Below are 19,062 nucleotides of genomic sequence, written 5' to 3'. Positions count from 1 at the left end.
AAAGCGAAGCGCTTCGGCCGCGAGACGAGGGCACCATGGCATCACGAACGAGCGGCGTCGCCGCGCAGCCGGGCATCGCGCCGGGCGCTTCATCCGGAACGGCGCATCCGCTCGCCGCCTTCGCCGCCCTTGCGTTGACCGCGGCCACGCTCGCCGGATGCGCGGGCGCGCCGCCCTCGCCCGCCGTGCGCGTCGATGAGGCCGCGCCGCCCTCCGCGCCAGGCGACGACGCGCGCATGGTCAGCGCGACAGGCGCGGAGCCGGGCATCGCGAATCCGTCGCCGGCGAGTCCGTCGGCGTCGGTCGGCATGAACGCCACGCCTTTCGCGACGAAGAACGCACTCTATACGCCCGTCGCCTTCGCGAGCGTGCCCGGCTGGGCGACCGACAACGTCGCCGAATCCTGGGACGCGTTCCGGCGCAGTTGCGGCGTGCTGAGCGGCAAGCCGGCGTGGGCGGCGCCCTGCGCGGCCTCTCGCGGCGTGGATGCGCGCAACGCCGCCGCGGTGCGCCGCTTCTTCGAGGACAACTTCACGGTCTATCAGATCCTCAATGTCGACAGAAGCGCGCGCGGCGTCCTGACCGGCTATTACGAGCCGATCCTGAAGGGCAGCCGCGAGCGCCGCGCGCCGTATGTCTATCCGGTCTACGGCGTGCCGACCGACATGCTGTTCCTCGACGCCCGCCGCCTGCCGCCCGGCGCGCGCGGCACGCCGGTTCCGGCACGCATCGAAGGACGCAACGTCGTTCCGCTGTCGACCGTATCGATGAGCGGCAAGACGTACACGCTGCGCGTCGGCGACAGCGTGCCGGACATCCGCGACAAGAAGCTGCGGCTGCGCCGCGAAGGCGCGGATATCGTGCCCTACTACGCACGCGCCGATATCGAGCGCGGCATGAGCCGCGCGCCCGTGCTCGCCTATGTGGAAGACCCCGCGATGCTCTACTCTATGCAATTACAGGGCGCGGGAAAGATCGTGCTGCCCGACGGCAAGAGCGTCATCCGTCTCGCCTATGCGGAACAGAACGGCTTCGCGTTCAATCCGCCCGTCGCGAGCGCGGGAAGCAAGGGTCGCAAGATTCTGGTGCGCGGCGTGGAGATCGATCTGGAAGAAGGCAGCGTGAGCACGCAGAACGCAAAAAACGATGTCGGCGGCGCGGCTTCCGACGATGTGCCTCAGTCCTCGCTCCTGCGCGGCGCTCAGGATGCGGACGCGGACGGCGCATCGCCCGCCGTGCATGGCGACGCCGACGGTCCGCCGCAATCGCCGCTTCTGCGCGGCTTCACGCTCGCGAAGAGCGCCGCCGTTCCCGCCGCGCGTCCGGCGCGGGTGAGCGCGCCGGACGCGCCATCCGACCGCGCCACGGACAAGACCGCGACGCCATCGCTCGCGAAGAGCGCGCCGATCGGCTATGCCTTCGCGGCATCGGACCCGAGCTACGTCTTTTTCCGCACGATCCCCGATTCGCCCGCCGGACCCATCGGCGCATTGGGCGTGCCGCTTTCCGCCGGGCGCTCGGCCGCGATCGATCCGCGCACGACGCCGCTCGGCGCGCCCGTCTTCGTCAACGCGAGCGAAGGCGGGCCGGCGGGCGCATCCATCACGCGCCTGCTCATGGCGCAGGACGCGGGCGGCGCGATTCGCGGGGCCGTGCGCGCCGATTATTTCTTCGGCACCGGACCGCAGGCCCAGCAGCAGGCGAGCCGCATGAAGCAGCCGACGCAAATGTGGGTGCTCCTGCCGAAGGGCTTGCGCATCTCCGCGAAGGAGACCGGCGTGCGCGTGCGCGGCGGGCCCGCGATGCCGAGCGCGGATTGCGTCGTCAGCGATCCCGACCTGTGCGTCGACGATACGCAATGACGGAACCTATCGGGGAAGCGCATGAGGTTTCTCGTCGCCGATGACCACGAACTGATCCGCCAGGCCGTCAAGGCGCTTTTGCGCGGCATCGATCCGGACGCGCAGTTCGACGAAGCCGACAACTGGGAGACGCTCGCCGCCGCCGCGCGTCCGGAAGCGAATCACGATCTCGCGATCGTCGATCTGCACATGTCGGGCATGGAAAGCGCGGCGTCGCTCTCGGCGCTGCTGAAGGCGAATCCGGCGCTGCCGCTCGTGGTGCTGTCGGCGGAAGAATCCGTCGACGAGATGCGCGCGGTGCTCGCCGCGGGCGCGCTCGGCTTCGTGCCCAAGCGCGAGCCCGCCAACGTGATGGTCAAGGCGATCGAGCTCGTGCTGTCCGGCGGCGCGTATGTGCCGATCGAGGCGCTGAGCCTGATCGATCCGTCGCCGTCGCGGCTCGCGCGCCAGAGCGCCGCCGAACGTCCGCGCCCGATGACGAACACGGCGGCGCCCGCGCTCGCGCCGCATCATCTGCATCTGATGGAAAACCTGTCGCCGCGTCAGCGCGAAATCATGCGGCTCGTGCATCGCGGCTGCACGAACAAGATGATCGCGCGCGAATTGCAGGTCGCCGAAGGCACGGTCAAGGTTCATCTCTCCGTGATTTTTCGTGCGCTCGGCGTGCACAACCGTTCTTCGGCGATCGCGCTCATCAACGGCTGGCTGCAAGGCGGGCGCACGCTCTGAGCGGCGCGCCGCGCTCAGGCCGCTTCGTCCTGTCCGCGCGGCTGAAGCAGCATGTCGAGCGTGCGGCGCAGGCGCGTCGGCGTAACGGGCTTGTGCAGGACCGGCAAACCGGCGGCGACGAGCGCCGCGAGGCCGGGCGACGCCATGTCGCCCGTAATCACCACGCTCGCCGGCTCGCCGTGGCCGCGCCGCCGCAACGCCTCGCGCACGGCCTGAAGCACTTCCGCGCCGGTCTCGTGGCGGTCGATCTGGTAATCGCACAGCAGCACGTCCGGCACGAAGCCCTCGGAAATGGCGCGCACCGCCGCCAGCTCGTCGCGACAGCCGCGCACGCTGCATCCCCAGCGCGTGAGCAAGGCGCTGAGCGCATCGAGATTCGCGGGATCGTCGTCGACGCACAGCACATGGCGTCCTTCGATGCATCCGATGACCGGCAGCGGCGCGCACAGACTCGACGTAACGAGATTCGCATCGCCGAAGCGCACGGGCACGCGGATCGTCGTGCCGCGTCCCGGCTCCGAGCGCAGCGTCGGCTCGCCGCCGAGCAGCCGCGTCAGACGGCGCACCGTCGCGAGACCGAGGCCGTGTCCTTCGCGCGCGCCGTGATGCGCGAGCGGCGCCTGATAGAAGTCCTCGAAGACGAGCGCGTGTTCGTCGGGCGCGATGCCGATGCCCGAATCGCGCACTTCGATATGACCTTGCTCCGGATCGCCGCCGTGACGCACGCCGATCCATATCGAGCCGCGCTCGGTGTAGCGCACGGCGTTCGACACGAGATTGCCGATCACGCGTTCGAGCAGCACCGGATCGGTGAAGGCGACGCTCGACGTCGGCGCGATGCGCAACGCCAGCCCCTTCGCGGCGGCGGCGGGCCGGAACTGCCGCTCGATGCGCGCGAGCAGCTCCGACATCAGGAAATGCTGCGGAATCACCTGCGTGACGCCGCTTTCGATGCGTGCGAGGTCGAGCACCTGATTGAAGAGCTGATTCAGCGCGTCGACGTTGGCGATGATGTGCTGCGCGGAGTCATCGCGCTCCTGCGCGCTCGCGCGGCCGTCGGTGAGTGCCTGCGCGAGCAGGCCGATCGCGTGAAGCGGCTGGCGCAGATCGTGACTGGCGGCCGCGAAAAAACGCGTCTTCGCAAGGCTCGCTTCCTCGATCACGCTTTTCTGCAGCGCGATGGTTTGCGCGAGCCGCTCCTGCTCGACGCGCGCCTTCACGATGCCGCGAAAAAGACGCCGATACTGCGAGCCGAAAAGATGGATCGCGACGACGAACACGGCAAGCACGACGCCCAATCCGAAACGGCCATCGGCGGGCTGCATCAGGCTCGCAATCGTGACGGGCAGAAGCAGCGTCAGCACCGCGCCCGACAGGTTGCGCACGCTCAATCCGTTCGAACCGTAGGCAAGCGCGGCCAGCGTGACGAGCAGAACGGCCTGCGCGGCGACCGATCCGGCGGATTCGTTCTGGAACGCGAAACAGATCGCGATGCCCGGCGCCGCGTGAAGCAGCACGTTTCGCAGCGCATGCAGGCCGATCCATCGACGCGCGCCGAAACGAAGCGGATCGTGACGCCGCCAGGCCCAAAGACCGATCGCGAGACCATTCGCGCCCGCGTGGAAGAGCACGCAGCCGAAGACGAGCCATCCGGCGTGCGGGCGTGACAGCAATGCCGGATAGAAGAGCGCGATCGCGCAGCAATGCGCGATGAAGGATGCGGGGTCCGCCGCGTAGAGCGCACTGGCGACGTCCTCGTCGGTCTCGCCGTGCTCACGATCGCCTTGCATCTGTCATCCCCTTGCTGCGTTGATCCGCCCGGTTTACCCGAAAGTTCTAGTCGACGGATATGACTAACTTCATATTGGTCGTTTAATAGGAGAAAACCATACTCATCACGTTGCCACCGTTTTGAGGGGATTGACAACGTGGAGACCTTGACAATGAATCCCGTCCAGGAGACGGGTGCGCCCTCGATGCTCACCGACCTTTGGCGCCGGCGCACGCATCTGTCGCAGGACGAAATGGTTTCGATCTACAACCTCGTGAAAGGCGCGTTGCGCGGCTATCATCCGCCCGAGCTGCAATCGCTCAAGGAGGACAAGGAAGAACTCGTCGCGCAGTTCATCTACGCGAAAGTGCTGCGGCTCGAACCGGGCCACGGCGAATCGCACGCGAGCGAGCACAGCGCGCCGTCGAGCGGCTACGCCGTATGCACGTATTTCAGGCGCTTTCTGATCGATTGTCTGCGCAGCGCGAGCAATCAGCGCGATGTGTCGATGGAACTCGACGGCGTCGCCGCGCAGATAGACGAGCACGCGCACGCGCCCGACGATCCTGTCGCCTCGGTGCTGATGCAGTACGGCCTCGACGAAGCGCGCGTGCGGCGTCTCGCGCGCGCGTTCATCGACGGCCTGGACCGGTACGAGCAACTGGTTCTCGCGGGCACGCTCGGATGGTGCTCGGAGGACAAAGGCGGCCTGTTCGCGCTCGCGACGCGGCATCACATCCCTTCGTACCACTATCGGGCCGTGAGGCTCGGCGTGACGCTCAAGAAGTCGGCGCAAAGCGCGGATTTCGCCGCGACGAAGATCGGCAGATGGATCGGCGGCACGCTCGGCATCGCGATCAGCGCCGACAATCAGGCCGCGATTCTGCTCGTGCTCAATCTGCTCGCGGTCGAGTCGGCGGGCTGAGTGTCAGCGATTGCCGGTCAGCGCGAACTCCGTGGTCTTCACGGCTTGCGCGAGATAGTCGACGAACGAAGCGATGCGCGCGGAGATCGCCGTGTTGCGATAGTAGACGGCGCTGATCGGCTGCCGCACTTCCTGCGTATGACGCGCGAGAATCTGCACGAGCCGCCCTTCGCGCCGGTCGCGCAGCGTCATGAAGTCCGACAGGCACACGATGCCCGCACTCTCCAGCGCGAGATGCCGCAGCGTCTCGCCGCTCGACGAAGCGATGCTCGGCTTGATGCGATACGGCTCGTCATCGCGCCCCGCGAGCGGCCAGACGTTGAGCGATTCCGGCTGCGTGAAGCCGAGCAGCGCGTGATTGGCGAGCTCGTCGACGCGCTTCGGATGCCCGTGCGTTTCCAGATAATGCGGCGTCGCCAGCACGCGAATGCGGCTGCTGCCGATCGGACGGCTATGCAGCGTCGAATCCTTCAGCTTGCCGATGCGGATCGCGACATCGGTGCGGCGTTCCAGCAGATCGATCACGCCTTCGTTGCTGTTCAGCTCCAGCTCCACATGCGGATAGCGCTCGCGATAACCCGCGACGAGCGGCACGATGACATGCAGCATGAAGGGCGTCGCGGCATCGACGCGCAAGAGGCCCGACGGCCGGTCGCGGCGCGCGGCGACCTGCTCTTCGGCGCTCTCCACCGCGTCGATGATCTCGCGCGCATGCTGCAGGAAGCTCCTGCCCTCTTCCGTCAGTTCGAGGCGGCGCGTGGTCCTGCGCAGGAGCGTCGTCTGCAGTTTCTCTTCGAGGCGGCCGAGCGTGCGGCTCGCGCCCGAAACCGTCTGATCCAGTTGCTCCGCAGCCGCCGTGATGGAGCCTGTATCGACGACCGTCGCGAAGGTCTGAAGCTCGTCGAGCGTGACTTTCATAATTGAGTTTTTTTCAAGGATGGCTCCTTTATAAACCCGTCCTTTTGCAAAAGTAAAGCCGCCATTCGATCTCGGTTAGGCTCTTTCGGCCAAAGCGTCGTTCGCAGAAGACGTGCGGCTTGCCGATCGATCGCCGAGACACTAAGACATACTGAGCGAGTGCTTGCGGCGTCACGATGGAAAGGAAGGTGCATCATGAGCAAGAACATCATTTTCTGCGCGGATGGAACCTGGAACGGTCCCGACACCGATCACGACAACGACGGCACGCCGGATCCCACGAACGTATTCAAGGCGTTCATGCTGCTGTCCGGCGAACCGGACCCCGCGTCCACGCTGCTCGCCTCCGAACAGGAAATCGCCGAACCGGGGCCGGACGGACAGGTCGCGAAATATCTGCATGGCGTCGGCGATTCGCGCAACGTCATCGCGAAACTCGTGGGCGGCGCATTCGGCGATGGCATCATCGCGCGCATCGTGCGGGGCTATACGTTCATATCGCGTCACTACCGGCCGGGCGACCGCATCATCCTGATGGGCTTCAGCCGCGGCGCGTACACGGCGCGCGCGCTCGGCGGAATGATCGCGAGCGTCGGCGTGCTCGACACGAGCCGTTACGACGTGAACGACAAGGCGCTCGCGTATCGCATGGGCATACTCGCGTGGCGCAAGTATCGCGAGGCGAGACCGCCGGCGCGCAACGCGGGCGGACTGCGGGGGCTGCTCGAAAAGATCGTCAATTTCGATCCGAAGCTCGCGTTAGCGAGACTGCAGCCGGATGACACGCTGCCCGTCGATGAAATTCGCGCCATCGGCGTCTGGGATACGGTCGGCGCGCTCGGCATTCCGATTTATCTCGACAGCAAGGATTCGACGGTCGATCTGTTCCGCTTCGCCGATACCGCGCTCAGCCCGAAGGTCAAGTTCGGCATTCACGCGATCAGTCTCGACGAGCAGCGCGGCGATTTCACGCCGACGCTGTGGGATTCACGCGAGGGCATCACGCAGGTGCTGTTCGCGGGCGCTCACGCGGATGTCGGCGGCGGTTATCCGAATGCCGAATCGGGGCTTTCGGATATCGCCTGCGAATGGATGCTGAAGCGCCTCGCCGATCCGGCCATCGGCATGCGTCTGAAGACGCCGCCCTGGTCCCTGCAGCCGGATTTTCTCGGCAAGTCGCATTCGCCGTGGACGGAGCCGCCCTTCTCGCTGCGTCCATTCGGGCCGCGCGGCCCGTTCGCGTTTCCGCAGGACATTGGCGCGCATGTGTCGGTCGCGCAGCGTTTGGGCCTCGTGATGGTGGCGGGCAAGCCGGTGCCGGTTCCCAACACGTACTCGCCCGCCGTGCTCGGCACGCTCTTCCCGGCGCACACCAACTGGATCACGACCTGAAAACGTTGCGGGCCCGGGACTTTCGTTCCCGGGCCCGCTTCCTACGCCACTTCGCTAGTGCCACTTCGCGCTCTTATGGCGATTTCGGCCAATGACGTCCCACAGCTTGCGCGCCTCTTTCTGCACCGATTTCGCGTGTTCCTCGTGGTGAGGCTCCGCGTCCCCGGGAGCAGCCGTCGCGCCGCGTTTCGGGCGCTTGAACATATCGGCGAATCTCATCGCAACCTCCTTTCGCGGCAGGCACACCGCCAAAACAGTCTACTCCGGCTGGCGCGAAACGGCTTCTCAAGCCGCCGACGCGATGCCGCGCGGCTGCGTCAGCATCGCGGGCTGCAGGATTTCGTCGAGTTGCAACGGGCTCAACAGCCCTTTTTCGATGACGATCTGCGCCACGCTCTTGCCGGACACGAGCGCTTCCTTCGCGACTTCCGTCGAATGCGTGTAGCCGATATACGGATTGAGCGCCGTCACGATGCCCATCGAGCTTTCGAGGATCGCGCGCAAGCGGTCGCGATTCGCGCTGATGCCGTCGACGCATTTCGACGCGAGCGTGAGGCATCCCGCGCGCAAATGCGCGATGCTCTTGAAGAGACTGTGCGCGATGATCGGCTCGAACGCATTGAGCTGAAGCTGGCCCGCCTCGGCGGCGAAGCTCACGGTCACATCGTTGCCGATGACTTCGAACGCGATCTGATTGACAACTTCCGGAATCACCGGATTCACCTTGCCCGGCATGATGCTCGACCCGGCCTGCACCGGCGGCAGGTTGATTTCGCCGAGTCCCGCGCGCGGTCCGCTCGACAGCAGACGAAGATCGTTGCAGGTCTTCGAGAGCTTGACCGCGACGCGCTTCAGCACACCGGAAAGCTGCACGAATGCGCCGACATCCTGCGTCGCTTCGACGAGATTCGGCGATGTCGTCAGCGCGATGCCGGTCACGTCGCTCAAATGCCTGCACGCGAGCTGCGCGTAGCGCGGATGCGTGTTGATGCCCGTGCCGATCGCGGTGGCGCCGAGATTGATTTCGCAGATCAGTTTCGCCGCTTCCTTCAAGCGCGCTTCGTCCTCGCCGAGCATCACGGCGAAGGTGCTGAACTCCTGGCCGAGCGTCATCGGCACCGCGTCCTGAAGCTGCGTGCGGCCCATTTTCAGATCGTCGCGGAACTCGAGCGCCTTGCGTTCGAACGATGCGCGCAGCACGCCCATCGCTTCGATCAGTTGCATGATGCCCGCGTACGTGGCGATCTTCAGTGCGGTCGGATAGACGTCGTTGGTGCTCTGGCCGAGGTTCACGTCCTCGTTCGGGTGCAACACGCCGTATTCGCCGCGTCGATGCCCGAGATGTTCGAGCGCGAGATTGGCGATGACTTCGTTCGCGTTCATGTTCGTCGACGTGCCCGCGCCGCCCTGAATCACATCGACGACGAAATGCTCGTGCGCCGTGCCCGAGCGCACTTGCCTGCATGCGTGCACGATGGCCTGCATTTTCACTTCGCTCAGCACGCCGAGTTCGTGGTTGGCGAGCGCGGCCGCCTCCTTCACGCTCGCCAGTGCATCGACGAGATTCGGGTAAGCGGAAATGGCGATGCCGGTGATCGGAAAGTTCTGCAGCGCGCGCAGCGTGTGCACGCCGTAGTACGCGTTGGCGGGCACGGCGAGATCGCCGAGCAGATCGTGTTCGATACGTTCGATGGGCGCGAGCATGAATTTCCGTCCTGACTTGGGATGACGCACGAACGATCGGTCATAACCGGCGCGCGCGCTCGGGAATGGCAGGCGCATCGAAGTCGATGCGCCGCTTTCTTGTGTCAGGTTGGAATCTTAGGGAAGGCAGAAAAAACGTGAATGCTACTGTCGCATACGGCTATGCAACTTTTGCATGACGTCCAGACCCGCGTTGGTCAGTTGGTTGGACGCAGGTAGGTGAGCAACATGTCGAGATGCATCTCCGCGATCGCGTGCTGACGTTCGGGCTCGGCGTAATTGCGGCCGGTGAACATGTCGATGGTGAAGCGGTTCGACACGATGTAATAGCCCATGCCGACGAGCGTCACGTAAAAATCGAGCGGATCGACGCCCTGACGAAAGTGTCCGGCGGCGGCGCCACGTTCGAGCGTCGCGCGCAGCAGATCGACCACTGGCGAAATGGTCTCGCGCAAATGGCTCGAACGCTCCAGATAACGGCCTTCGTGCAGATTCTCGTTGTTGATGAGACTCAGCCACTGAGGGTTTTCCCGAAGATGCGTCCAGATCGAATGAGCCAGTTCGCGGACCGCTTCCGCTGGTTGCAGGCCGGACAGATTGAGGCCTTGCTCGCGTTGCGAAAACTGCATGTACATCGCTTCGAGCACGGCGACGTAGAGCCCTTCCTTGCTCGCGAAGTAGTAGTAGAGCATGCGCTCGTTCGTGCCCGCGGCCGTGGCGATGGCGTCGACTCTCGCGCCCGCGAGGCCGAACTTCGTGAATTGCTCCGTGGCGGCCTCCAGAATGCGCCGCCGCGTCCCCTCGGGGTCTCGTTTTGTTCGTTGTTCGCTCATATCTTTGCGGCTACGGATCGAATTACGATTGTCATTTTGATAGATGACATTATGCCGACCGTAATGGGCCAGAGCATAGATCCGAGTATAAGTAATCTTGCCGCCTTGACGACGAAAAAATGAAACGCTAGCGATATCGTCGAATCGATGAGAAACCATAGGAAACCGTCAGTCCAGCTTGACTCTCGCCGCGGCAGGCGGCCGCCTCCCTGCGCCGCAATGCAGAAAACGGTCCGGCGCAAGATGCTTGCGGTAAAGCGTCGCATGCATCGATTTTGCGACGAGGCGCAAGCAAAACTCACCGCTCTTTCGAACCTTAGAGCACCCGCTGCTCACGACCACACAGTCATACATGGAAACGCAGGAATGAACATGTCCTCGAATCGACGACTCGAACAAGCGCGACGCCTGTTGGCCCTCGCACAAACGGGACTGCACTATACGAACGGCGCATTCGACAAGGAACGCTACGAAGAAATAGCGACGATCGCGCATGAACAGCTTGCCGAGATCGCATCGATGAAAGCGGGCGAAGTGGCGGAGCTTTTCGCATTCGAGTCGGGTTATGCGAACCCGAAGCTCGACGTCAGATGCGCCGTGTTCAACGAGTCCGGGTACATCCTGCTCGTGCGCGAAGCAGCCGATGGATTGTGGTCGCTTCCCGGCGGCTGGGCGGATGTCGGCCTGTCGCCTGCGGAGAATGCCGCGAAGGAAGTGCGTGAGGAAAGCGGCTATACGGTCGACATCGTGCGGCTGCTGGCCGCGTGGGATACGGCGAAGCACCCGCATCCGCCGTCGGTCTTTCACATCTGGAAGCTCGTCTTTCTCGGCGAGATCGTGGGAACCGGCAATGTGATCGGCGTGGAAACCGATGCCGTCGAGTTCTTCAGTCTCGACGACCTTCCGCCGCTGTCGCTGGGCCGCATCATGCCCGCGCAGATCCGGCGTCTGGACGCGCTGCGACGCGGCGGCGAAGTCGACTTCGACTAAAGCGAATTCTGATGGGCTTCGACCAGATCGGCCATGCTGTTGAAGCGGAAGTCGATCTTCGGCTGAACGCCCGGGTCCATCGTCGCGCCGAAGCCGGGCTGCGAATGACGGCGATAAATCCAGCACGATGCAAGGCCAAAACCATTCGCAGGCTTGTGATCGTGGAAAAGGCTTTCGGCCGTATGCAGGATCTTTTCCTTGCGGATTCCGCGCTCGCCCAGCTTTTCCAGCATGTATTCGAAATTGCGCGGCGAAGGCTTATAAGATCCGATATCTTCCGCCGTAATGATTGCGTCGAACTCCACCTGTAGCCTTGCATTGCTATGGGCAAAGCTCTCATTGTCGACATTCGACAGAATCACGAGCTTGTAATGCTGCTTCAGATATCGAAGGGCATCGGCGGAATCGGGGAATGCGGGCCAGTCGCGAATCGAGCGGCCATAGACCATGCAATCTTCCTGAGTGAAAGAAACGCCCCACTCTTCCGCGAGCCGCTTGTACACGATAGCCAGTAACTCCTGATAGCGCTTGCCCGGCGTGTACTTCTGTTGCGACGACTCGTGACGCGCATGGGCCTCGAGCACCTGATCGCGAGTCAGCGCGGGCTGAACGCGATCCAGCAGCGGACGCAGCGCTTCGAAGATACCGGTTTCCCAGTCGATCAGCGTGCCGTAGCAGTCGAAGGTCAGCGTATCGAAGTCAGTCAGTTTCACAGTCGCTCCTGTCGGTCGATGAAGATGATTGGATCACGAAGTTTGGCGCTCCGTGATGTTACATAACCGTGCGATTTCGGGTATTGATCACATGAACTTGGTGTATCGTCGGTTCGCAGCAGTGATACGCCAGCTTATGATCCGATGAAACTTCAGGTTGTATTTTCAGATGCCAAACAACACACCCGAACCACAAGCCGTCTGTGATCCTATTTCCCGAAGCGCGATCTTCATCGTCGCCACCGTGGCGCGCGGCGAAGGCAAGGCCGATGTCGTGCGCTCATGGTGCGGCGACATCGCGGCGCTGGTCCGCGCGGTCGGCACGCGCGCGCCGACCGCGAATTTGTCCTGCGTATGCGGCTTCAGCGCCGATGCGTGGGACATGCTCTTCGGCGCGCCGCGCCCCGCGTCGCTGCATCCGTTTCGCGAGTTCGGCTCGGGCGAGCGCCGCGCGATCGCGACGCCCGGCGACATCCTCATGCATATCCGCGCGGATCACATGGACCTTTGTTTCGAGCTCGCCGCGCAGATGCTCAACAAGCTCGGCGATGCAGTGACGGTCGTCGATGAAGTGCATGGCTTTCGCTACTTCGATCTGCGCGACATGGTGGGCTTCGTCGATGGTACCGAGAACCCGACAGGAAAGAGCGCCGCGCATTACACGATCATCGATGAAGAAGATCCCGATTTCGCCGGCGGCAGTTATGTGATCGTGCAGAAGTATCTGCATAACCTGGATGCGTGGAATGGCCTCACCGTCGAGCAACAGGAACTGATCATCGGACGTGAAAAGTTATCCGATGTCGAACTGGACGATTCGATCAAGCCGTCGTGCTCGCATAGCTCGCTCACGACGATCGAAGAGAACGGCAAGGAAGTGAAGATCCTTCGGCATAACATGGCGTTCGGACGTCCGGGAGCGAAGGAGTTCGGCACGTATTTCATCGGCTATGCGCGCACGCCCGCGCCGATCGAACAGATGCTCGAGAACATGTTCGTCGGCAGGCCGCCGGGCAATTACGACCGCCTGCTCGATTACAGCCGCGCGGTGACGGGCGGCCTGTTCTTCGTGCCGTCCAACGATCTGCTCGACGAACTTCCCGACCGCAACCCGGATGCCGCGACTTCTTCCGCCAGCGATAACGCGCCTGAAGATAGCCGCGCAGGAACATTGAACATCGGCTCACTCAAAGGAACTTCACAAGATGAATAACTTGCATCGAGAGCTCGCGCCGATCTCCGGCGCCGCATGGTCGCAGATCGAAGCCGACGTCGCGCGCACGTTCAAGCGCGCGCTCGCGGGCCGCCGCGTCGTCGACGTGAAGAGTCCCGGCGGCACGGCGCTATCGGGCATCGGTACGGGGCATCAGACGAACATCGCTTCACCGAAGCAAGGCGTCGCGGCGAAGTTATACGACGTGAAGCAACTCGTGCAACTCACCGTGCCGTTCACGTTGCAGCGCGAAGCGATCGACAGCGTCGAACGCGGCTCCAACGATGGCGACTGGCAACCCGCGAAGACCGCCGCGAACGAACTGGCGCTCGCGGAAGACAGCGCGATCTTCGACGGCTTCGCGGCCGCCGGCATCACCGGCATCCGCGAGGGCAGCTCCAATGCGCCGACGTATCTCCCCGCGGACGTCGCCGATTATCCCGCCGCGATCAGTCAGGCGCTCGAGAAGCTGCGCCTTGCCGGCGTCGACGGACCCTATTCCGTGCTGCTCGGCGCGGATGCTTATACCGCGCTCGCCGAAGCGAGCGATCAGGGCTATCCGGTCATTCAGCACATCAAGCGCATCGTGAGCGGCGATCTCGTGTGGGCGCCCGCGCTTCAGGGCGGCTGTGTGCTCTCGACGCGTGGCGGCGATTACGAGCTGCATCTCGGCCAGGACTTGTCGATCGGCTATACGAGTCATACCGACACGACCGTGCAGCTCTATCTGCGCGAAACGCTCACGTTCCTGATGCTGACGAGCGAAGCGTCCGTGTCCATCGCGGCGGGCGAATAGCGTTTCGTCGCGATCGCTTCAGTTGTCGAATGTGCCCTGATACTCGGGCGCGGCATCGGAGCGCGTATTCATTTCGAACATCACGCCGCCCGGGGCGCGGCAGAAGAAGCGCGAGCCGCGCCCGTTGTTGAAGATGTCCGTCTCCATCTCCACGCCTTCCGACTTGAAGCGTTCGTATAGATCGCGCACATCATCGAGGCTCGGCAATTCGAAGCCGACATGAAACGCGCGCGGCCATTCCGGTGCATCGTCGCGCGCGTGATCGATCACGACATCGAAACCGGGACGCTTGAGTATGTACGACTGGTCCCACGTTCCGGATATCGTGAAGCCGAGATACTGCTCGAAGAATCGAGCGGTCGCGGGTGTGTCGGCGGAAGGGAAACTGAGGTGATTGAGCTTCATGTCTTGGCTCGGTCTCTACTGGGTTGATAGAGACTTCAGAATATAAGCAAAAGCTCACATTCGACTACTCGCATTGCGAACAGCCGCCGAAAGCCCGCAGCGATGCGGCTTGCACCGTCGCGTCGCTTCCATTGCTCGCATTTACGCGCCGCCGCTTCTCGACAGATAGCCGAAAACAGCGGCCCGAACGCGGCGTTCGAGGTCGTCGAGATCGCGCTCGCCGCGTTCGCCCGCGGCATCGACCATGCCTTTGACGATGGCGAGCAGATCGGCCGCCGCCACTTCCGGATTCGGATGACGTGGTGCGGCACGACCGACGATCGTCTCGACCAGCGCGTCCATTTCCCCTTTCGCCACTTCGCCGCGCAATGCCGGCCGTCCTTCCGCGATATCGAGCAGACGCGCGAGCATCGGACGCTGTAGTTGCTGACGCACGGACGCGCCGATCAGATATTCGAGCGCCGCCTTGCCGCTACGTTTGGTGAGCGCGACCGATGCATCCTCATAAAAGCGCGCGCTTTCACGACGAATCAGCGCGACGATGAGCGCATCCTTGCCCGGAAAGTATTGATAGAGCGAACCGATGCTGACGCCCGCGCGACGCGCGACCGCGTTCGTGTTGAATCCTTCGAAGCCCTCGCTTTCGAGCACTTGCGCCGCTGCTTCGACGATGGATGCCACCGTGGCTTCGGAGCGCGATTGCGCGGGCGCTTTTCGCGGGCGATACGGTTTGTGCGATGGACGCTGGCTCATTCGTTTCCTCTCGTGGATTGCGGAGCCGATTGTACAAAGCCCGGTCAAGCATGTTTTCGGACGACCTGATAACCTCGTCCGAATTCATATTGCAAAGGAGCTTGAAGCATGAGCGCATCGAACGAATATGTGCCGCCGGCCGTATGGACCTGGACCAAGGAAAGCGGCGGACAATTCGCCAATATCAATCGGCCGGTCTCCGGTCCGACACATGAAAAGGCGTTGCCCGTTGGCCGTCATCCGTTACAGCTCTATTCGCTCGCCACGCCCAACGGCGTGAAAGTCACCGTGATGCTCGAAGAGTTGCTGGCGCTTGGTCATCGCGATGCGGAATACGATGCGTGGCTCATTCGCATCGGCGATGGCGATCAGTTCGGCAGCGGCTTCGTCGATATCAATCCGAATTCGAAGATTCCGGCGCTCGTGGATCGCAGCGGCGCAACGCCTGTGCGCGTTTTCGAATCCGGCGCGATCCTGCTTTATCTCGCCGAGAAATTCGGCGCGTTCGTGCCGACGGAACCGGCAAAGCGCGCCGAGTGCTTGTCGTGGCTTTTTTGGCAGATGGGAAGCGCGCCCTATCTGGGCGGTGGATTCGGGCACTTCTATGCTTATGCGCCGAGCAAGATGGAATATCCGATCGATCGCTTCGCCATGGAAGTGAAGCGTCAACTCGACGTGCTCGACAAGCGTCTCGCGCAGAGCACTTATATCGCCGGCGACGAATACACCATTGCGGATATCGCGATCTTTCCGTGGTACGGCGGTCTCGTGAACGGCTGGCTATACAACGCCGCCGAGTTCCTTTCCGTGCATGAATACAAGCATGTGCGCCGCTGGGCCGAATTGATCGGCGTACGTCCGGCCGTTAAACGCGGCCGCATGGTGAACCGTACTTTCGGCGAGCCGTCGAGCCAGTTGCATGAGCGCCATGACGGATCCGATTTCGATACGCGCACTCAGGACAAGATCGCCGCGGAGAAGTGACGACTGCGAGCCGCGTGACGATAAGAATCTGATATTTTTGTTCAACACGCGGCATGCATAAAAACGCACGAGCGTCATCCATTTTTCAAAAAGCAGTTTCTTCATTGCACTGCGCAAATACCAGATTGACGCGGCCCCTGTGATGCTGTCACGATTCGTAGGCCATACGATCCGCTAACGGTTCTCTCGCCCGATTTCATGCGACGAATAGTGGATCAATCCCAAAGGATTCATTACAGCGTCCTTACAACGTGATAGCCGGCACACGGGAGAACGTCCATGTTGAACGCTCGGGTTGGCGCCAGATCTGCGGATAACGTCCGGATCATCGCGGCTTTGCTCATGCTGGTCGCGGCGGGTTTTCTCGCGATTCGTATGGTCATCATCTATCACTACACGCTGAGTTATTCGGCCGATCATCCGAAGGCCTTCAGCGATTTCAATTTCTACTATTACGCCTTCAGCAGCGTGCTGAATTCGCCGCACGATCCGTCGCTCATCTATAACAACGAGCGGCTCGTCGCCTATCTGACGACGCTCGGCGCCAATCTCGACGATATCCTGATCTATTGTTATCCGCCGCAATTCGCGCTGATCTTTGCGCCGTTCGCGTTATTGCCGTCGTTCACCGCGAAGCTCGCCTGGGTCGCGATGTCGGTCGTGCTGTCCATCATCGGCGCAGTGCTTCTCGCGAAGATGGCCTATCGCGGCGAAGACAGGCGCGTGACCGCGCTGCTCATCGGCGTGACCATGCTGAGCTTTCCGGTTCTGCATGACGCCTATCTCGCGCAATCGAACCAGCTTCTTTTCTTTCTTCTCGTGACGTCGTTCTTCTTGATCGAGCGCGGCAATCGCTGGCTCGCGGGAGTCTTTCTCGCGTTCGCCGTCGTCTTCAAGGTGACACCGCTCGCCATCGTCGGCTTGCTTCTCTTGCGACGCGAATGGCGCACGGTAATCTCGACGGGCGTCTGCGCCATCGCGATCACGCTCTTCACCGCGAGCAAGCTCGGCTTTCGCGTGATCTGGGAATATCTGACCGTCGAGATCGGGCGAGCGCAGACGTACATCCTCGGTGCGGGTGGCTTGCCCGGCAACAGTTCGGTGCGCGGCGCATTGCAGACCATATCCGAAAAGCTCGGCACGCCCGCATCCGAAGCGACGCTTCACGCGACATCGACGATCTTCGCCGCGATCATCTGCGTGTTCGCGTGTTACCTCGTCTTCTTCCGCAGCCGCGACAAACGCATGGACTACGCGCTCGCATGCATGACGATGCTGCTTGCCGCGCCGATCCTCGAGCCGATCCACATGGTCGTCGCGCTGATTCCGCTCGTGATTCTGCTCGGCACGGCAATCGAGCGCCGCGATCTGCAACTGTCCGCGATCTCGCTTCGCATCGAGATGCTGCTTCTCGCGATTGCCGTGCTCTTGCTGTTCTTCATGGAGCGATCCGCGATGTACACGATCTCGGCGCTGATCACCTACGCGCTCTGCATCGCGCGTTATTTCGGGCCTGCCACAGCGGTGCGGCGCAATCAGCACGCGGAATCGGGCGGCCTCGAGTCGCGGGCTTGACGGACGCCCAGCAGTGCCTTCGGTTCGAGGAACGCTTCGATGCCGAACGTGCCGTATTCGCGTCCGATGCCCGATTGCTTGAATCCGCCGAACGGGGCAGCAGGTTCATGCGCGAGCGTGTTGACGAGCACGCGCCCCGCGTCGATGCGCGACGCCACCGCGTTCGCGCGCGCGGCGTCCGATGAAGCGATGTACGCCTGCAAACCATAAGGCGTATCGTTGGCGATCGCGATGGCATCTTCGATATCGCCGTACGCGATGATCGACAGCACCGGCCCGAAGATTTCCTCTCGGGCAATGGTCATGTCGTTGGTCACGTCGCTGAAGAGCGTCGGACGCACGAACCAGCCGGCGCCGACGTGATCCGGACGCCCCTCGCCACCCGCGATCAGTCGCGCGCCCTCATCGATGCCAATACGGATATAACGCTGCACGCGCTCCCATTGCTTGCGGCTCACCATCGGGCCGATGCTCGTATGCGGATCGCGCGGATCGCCCGAGCGAGTCTTCTCGATGGCGCTCACGATTTTCTCTTCGAACTCCGCGAGCCGCGCACGCGGCACCAGAATGCGCGTGCCCGCGATGCATGCCTGACCGCTGTTCATGAAGCCCGCATCGAGCGCGAGCGGCACGGCTTCGTCGAAGTTCGCATCGTCGAGCACGATCGTCGGCGACTTGCCGCCGAGTTCGAGCGTCACGCGCTTGAGCGTATCGGCGGCTGTGCGCAGGATCGTCTTGCCGACGACCGTCGATCCCGTGAACGACAGCTTCGCGACATCGGGATGCGCGCTGATCTCCGCGCCCACAATATCGCCTCGGCCCGTGACGATGTTGAACACGCCTGCCGGAAGTCCCGCCTCATGCAGCGCTTCGGTGACGACGCGCGTTTGCATCGCGCTCATTTCGCTCGGTTTGATGACCGCCGTGCAACCCGCCGCGAGCGCCGCCGCCAGCTTGCCGCAGATAAAGCCGGCGTCGCTATTCCACGGCGTGATCAGCCCGGCAACGCCGAGCGGTTGCATCATTACTTTTGCCGTACCCGCGTCACGCACGAACGCATAGTCTTCGAGCACCTTCGCCGCTTCGAGCAGCACGTTGCTCGCATGTCGCGCCATCCAGCGGCCGCGCGAAACCGGTGCGCCGTATTCTTCGACGATGGCCTCGAAAAGCTCATCCTCTTTCGCGATGACGGCGGCGTGCATGCGCTTCAGCATGTCGATACGTTCGCGCTTGTCCGTCCGCGAGAATGCGGGAAATGCGCGTTTCGCCGCCGCAATTGCATTGCGCGCATCGTCCTTGTCTGCGAGGCGCACGCGGCCGATAACTTTTTCTGTCGCGGGATTGAAGAGTTCGAAAAGCTCGTTGCCGTGCGGCGTGACAAACGCGCCGCCGATATAAATCTGGTCGATGTCATGCATGATGAATTCGCTCGGTCGATGTATTGAGCAAAAGATAAGGCGTTTGCATTGATTCGACTAGACGTACAATCCGGCATGACC

18 protein-coding genes are annotated in these 19,062 nt (G+C 62.8%); 9 read left to right on the top strand and 9 right to left on the bottom strand.

The genetic code is table 11. The features are described from left to right. The first annotated feature begins 35 nt into the window (after positions 1-35). On the top strand, positions 36-1,862 hold the full coding sequence (locus LDZ23_RS29280; RefSeq protein ID WP_008346431.1) for an MltA domain-containing protein: 1,827 nt from the start codon (positions 36-38) through the stop codon (positions 1,860-1,862). 21 nt (positions 1,863-1,883) lie between these two features. Further along, on the top strand, positions 1,884-2,591 hold the full coding sequence (locus LDZ23_RS29275) for a response regulator transcription factor (protein WP_008346429.1): 708 nt from the start codon (positions 1,884-1,886) through the stop codon (positions 2,589-2,591). Positions 2,592-2,605: 14 nt separating this feature from the next. On the opposite strand, the gene LDZ23_RS29270 is transcribed toward LDZ23_RS29275, so the two are convergent. Next, complete coding sequence (locus tag LDZ23_RS29270) at positions 2,606-4,381, bottom strand: ATP-binding response regulator (RefSeq protein WP_034470142.1); 1,776 nt, start codon at positions 4,379-4,381, stop codon at positions 2,606-2,608. Positions 4,382-4,534: 153 nt separating this feature from the next. Between LDZ23_RS29270 and LDZ23_RS29265 the strand changes: the two genes are divergently transcribed. Further along, on the top strand, positions 4,535-5,287 hold the full coding sequence (locus tag LDZ23_RS29265) for a hypothetical protein (RefSeq protein ID WP_008346426.1): 753 nt from the start codon (positions 4,535-4,537) through the stop codon (positions 5,285-5,287). A 3-nt stretch (positions 5,288-5,290) separates the two neighbouring features. Here LDZ23_RS29265 and LDZ23_RS29260 read toward each other — a convergent pair whose 3' ends face one another. Beyond that, positions 5,291-6,205 carry a LysR family transcriptional regulator gene (locus tag LDZ23_RS29260; RefSeq protein ID WP_008346425.1) on the bottom strand — a complete coding sequence of 305 codons (915 nt, stop codon included), beginning with the start codon at positions 6,203-6,205 and terminating at the stop codon, positions 5,291-5,293. A 195-nt stretch (positions 6,206-6,400) separates the two neighbouring features. Here LDZ23_RS29260 and LDZ23_RS29255 point away from each other — a divergent pair, with 195 nt between their 5' ends. Further along, complete coding sequence (locus LDZ23_RS29255; RefSeq protein ID WP_008346423.1) at positions 6,401-7,597, top strand: T6SS phospholipase effector Tle1-like catalytic domain-containing protein; 1,197 nt, start codon at positions 6,401-6,403, stop codon at positions 7,595-7,597. Positions 7,598-7,651: 54 nt separating this feature from the next. Here LDZ23_RS29255 and LDZ23_RS29250 read toward each other — a convergent pair whose 3' ends face one another. From LDZ23_RS29250 to LDZ23_RS29240, 3 genes are all read right to left on the bottom strand, one after another. Beyond that, on the bottom strand, positions 7,652-7,816 hold the full coding sequence (locus tag LDZ23_RS29250) for a hypothetical protein (RefSeq protein ID WP_008346421.1): 165 nt from the start codon (positions 7,814-7,816) through the stop codon (positions 7,652-7,654). Positions 7,817-7,882: 66 nt separating this feature from the next. After that, entirely contained in the window at positions 7,883-9,301 is a 1,419-nt protein-coding gene (aspA, locus tag LDZ23_RS29245; RefSeq protein ID WP_033536040.1) for an aspartate ammonia-lyase, read from the bottom strand. A 197-nt stretch (positions 9,302-9,498) separates the two neighbouring features. Continuing rightward, positions 9,499-10,134, bottom strand: coding sequence for a TetR/AcrR family transcriptional regulator (locus LDZ23_RS29240; protein ID WP_008346417.1), 636 nt, complete (start codon positions 10,132-10,134; stop codon positions 9,499-9,501). A gap of 372 nt (positions 10,135-10,506) precedes the next feature. Here LDZ23_RS29240 and LDZ23_RS29235 point away from each other — a divergent pair, with 372 nt between their 5' ends. Then, the gene (locus LDZ23_RS29235) at positions 10,507-11,124 is read left to right on the top strand and encodes an NUDIX hydrolase (protein ID WP_193788591.1); all 618 of its coding nucleotides are present in this window, start codon (positions 10,507-10,509) and stop codon (positions 11,122-11,124) included. On the opposite strand, the gene LDZ23_RS29230 is transcribed toward LDZ23_RS29235, so the two are convergent. After that, on the bottom strand, positions 11,121-11,837 hold the full coding sequence (locus LDZ23_RS29230) for a haloacid dehalogenase type II (RefSeq protein WP_008346414.1): 717 nt from the start codon (positions 11,835-11,837) through the stop codon (positions 11,121-11,123). The genes LDZ23_RS29235 and LDZ23_RS29230 overlap by 4 nt on opposite strands. 169 nt (positions 11,838-12,006) lie before the next feature. On the opposite strand from LDZ23_RS29230, the gene LDZ23_RS29225 reads away from it, so the two are divergent. Together LDZ23_RS29225 and LDZ23_RS29220 are read left to right on the top strand one after the other, a co-directional pair. Further along, entirely contained in the window at positions 12,007-13,050 is a 1,044-nt protein-coding gene (locus LDZ23_RS29225; protein WP_033536009.1) for a Dyp-type peroxidase, read from the top strand. Next, positions 13,043-13,846 carry a family 1 encapsulin nanocompartment shell protein gene (locus LDZ23_RS29220; RefSeq protein ID WP_244808285.1) on the top strand — a complete coding sequence of 268 codons (804 nt, stop codon included), beginning with the start codon at positions 13,043-13,045 and terminating at the stop codon, positions 13,844-13,846. Before LDZ23_RS29225 ends, LDZ23_RS29220 begins: the two co-directional genes overlap by 8 nt. A gap of 18 nt (positions 13,847-13,864) precedes the next feature. Here the strand turns inward: LDZ23_RS29220 and LDZ23_RS29215 are convergent, their stop codons facing one another. Together LDZ23_RS29215 and LDZ23_RS29210 are read right to left on the bottom strand one after the other, a co-directional pair. Continuing rightward, positions 13,865-14,251, bottom strand: coding sequence for a VOC family protein (locus tag LDZ23_RS29215; protein ID WP_008346408.1), 387 nt, complete (start codon positions 14,249-14,251; stop codon positions 13,865-13,867). 141 nt (positions 14,252-14,392) lie between these two features. After that, positions 14,393-15,004 carry a TetR/AcrR family transcriptional regulator gene (locus tag LDZ23_RS29210; protein ID WP_008346406.1) on the bottom strand — a complete coding sequence of 204 codons (612 nt, stop codon included), beginning with the start codon at positions 15,002-15,004 and terminating at the stop codon, positions 14,393-14,395. A gap of 108 nt (positions 15,005-15,112) precedes the next feature. Between LDZ23_RS29210 and yghU the strand changes: the two genes are divergently transcribed. Together yghU and LDZ23_RS29200 are read left to right on the top strand one after the other, a co-directional pair. Continuing rightward, complete coding sequence (gene yghU, locus LDZ23_RS29205) at positions 15,113-15,988, top strand: glutathione-dependent disulfide-bond oxidoreductase (protein WP_008346404.1); 876 nt, start codon at positions 15,113-15,115, stop codon at positions 15,986-15,988. Between the two features lie 279 nt (positions 15,989-16,267). Beyond that, complete coding sequence (locus LDZ23_RS29200; RefSeq protein ID WP_033536010.1) at positions 16,268-17,563, top strand: glycosyltransferase family 87 protein; 1,296 nt, start codon at positions 16,268-16,270, stop codon at positions 17,561-17,563. On the opposite strand, the gene LDZ23_RS29195 is transcribed toward LDZ23_RS29200, so the two are convergent. Beyond that, positions 17,524-18,981, bottom strand: coding sequence for an aldehyde dehydrogenase family protein (locus LDZ23_RS29195; protein ID WP_008346399.1), 1,458 nt, complete (start codon positions 18,979-18,981; stop codon positions 17,524-17,526). The two genes, LDZ23_RS29200 and LDZ23_RS29195, sit on opposite strands and share 40 nt — an antisense overlap. Positions 18,982-19,062 lie beyond the last annotated feature (81 nt).

This window comes from Caballeronia zhejiangensis, from assembly GCF_022879815.1.
Lineage (GTDB): Bacteria > Pseudomonadota > Gammaproteobacteria > Burkholderiales > Burkholderiaceae > Caballeronia > Caballeronia zhejiangensis.
This window is presented reverse-complemented; position numbering and strand designations above follow the sequence as displayed.

What these genes read in the sequence shown, in the direction of transcription:
- LDZ23_RS29280 (WP_008346431.1), top strand. Translation starts at nt 36, where the DNA reads ATGGCATCACGAACGAGCGGCGTCGCCGCGCAGCCGGGCATCGCGCCG.
- LDZ23_RS29275 (WP_008346429.1), top strand. Translation starts at nt 1,884, where the DNA reads ATGAGGTTTCTCGTCGCCGATGACCACGAACTGATCCGCCAGGCCGTC.
- LDZ23_RS29270 (WP_034470142.1), bottom strand. Translation starts at nt 4,381, where the DNA reads ATGCAAGGCGATCGTGAGCACGGCGAGACCGACGAGGACGTCGCCAGT.
- LDZ23_RS29265 (WP_008346426.1), top strand. Translation starts at nt 4,535, where the DNA reads ATGAATCCCGTCCAGGAGACGGGTGCGCCCTCGATGCTCACCGACCTT.
- LDZ23_RS29260 (WP_008346425.1), bottom strand. Translation starts at nt 6,205, where the DNA reads ATGAAAGTCACGCTCGACGAGCTTCAGACCTTCGCGACGGTCGTCGAT.
- LDZ23_RS29255 (WP_008346423.1), top strand. Translation starts at nt 6,401, where the DNA reads ATGAGCAAGAACATCATTTTCTGCGCGGATGGAACCTGGAACGGTCCC.
- LDZ23_RS29250 (WP_008346421.1), bottom strand. Translation starts at nt 7,816, where the DNA reads ATGAGATTCGCCGATATGTTCAAGCGCCCGAAACGCGGCGCGACGGCT.
- aspA (WP_033536040.1), bottom strand. Translation starts at nt 9,301, where the DNA reads ATGCTCGCGCCCATCGAACGTATCGAACACGATCTGCTCGGCGATCTC.
- LDZ23_RS29240 (WP_008346417.1), bottom strand. Translation starts at nt 10,134, where the DNA reads ATGAGCGAACAACGAACAAAACGAGACCCCGAGGGGACGCGGCGGCGC.
- LDZ23_RS29235 (WP_193788591.1), top strand. Translation starts at nt 10,507, where the DNA reads ATGTCCTCGAATCGACGACTCGAACAAGCGCGACGCCTGTTGGCCCTC.
- LDZ23_RS29225 (WP_033536009.1), top strand. Translation starts at nt 12,007, where the DNA reads ATGCCAAACAACACACCCGAACCACAAGCCGTCTGTGATCCTATTTCC.
- LDZ23_RS29220 (WP_244808285.1), top strand. Translation starts at nt 13,043, where the DNA reads ATGAATAACTTGCATCGAGAGCTCGCGCCGATCTCCGGCGCCGCATGG.
- LDZ23_RS29215 (WP_008346408.1), bottom strand. Translation starts at nt 14,251, where the DNA reads ATGAAGCTCAATCACCTCAGTTTCCCTTCCGCCGACACACCCGCGACC.
- LDZ23_RS29210 (WP_008346406.1), bottom strand. Translation starts at nt 15,004, where the DNA reads ATGAGCCAGCGTCCATCGCACAAACCGTATCGCCCGCGAAAAGCGCCC.
- yghU (WP_008346404.1), top strand. Translation starts at nt 15,113, where the DNA reads ATGAGCGCATCGAACGAATATGTGCCGCCGGCCGTATGGACCTGGACC.
- LDZ23_RS29200 (WP_033536010.1), top strand. Translation starts at nt 16,268, where the DNA reads ATGTTGAACGCTCGGGTTGGCGCCAGATCTGCGGATAACGTCCGGATC.
- LDZ23_RS29195 (WP_008346399.1), bottom strand. Translation starts at nt 18,981, where the DNA reads ATGCATGACATCGACCAGATTTATATCGGCGGCGCGTTTGTCACGCCG.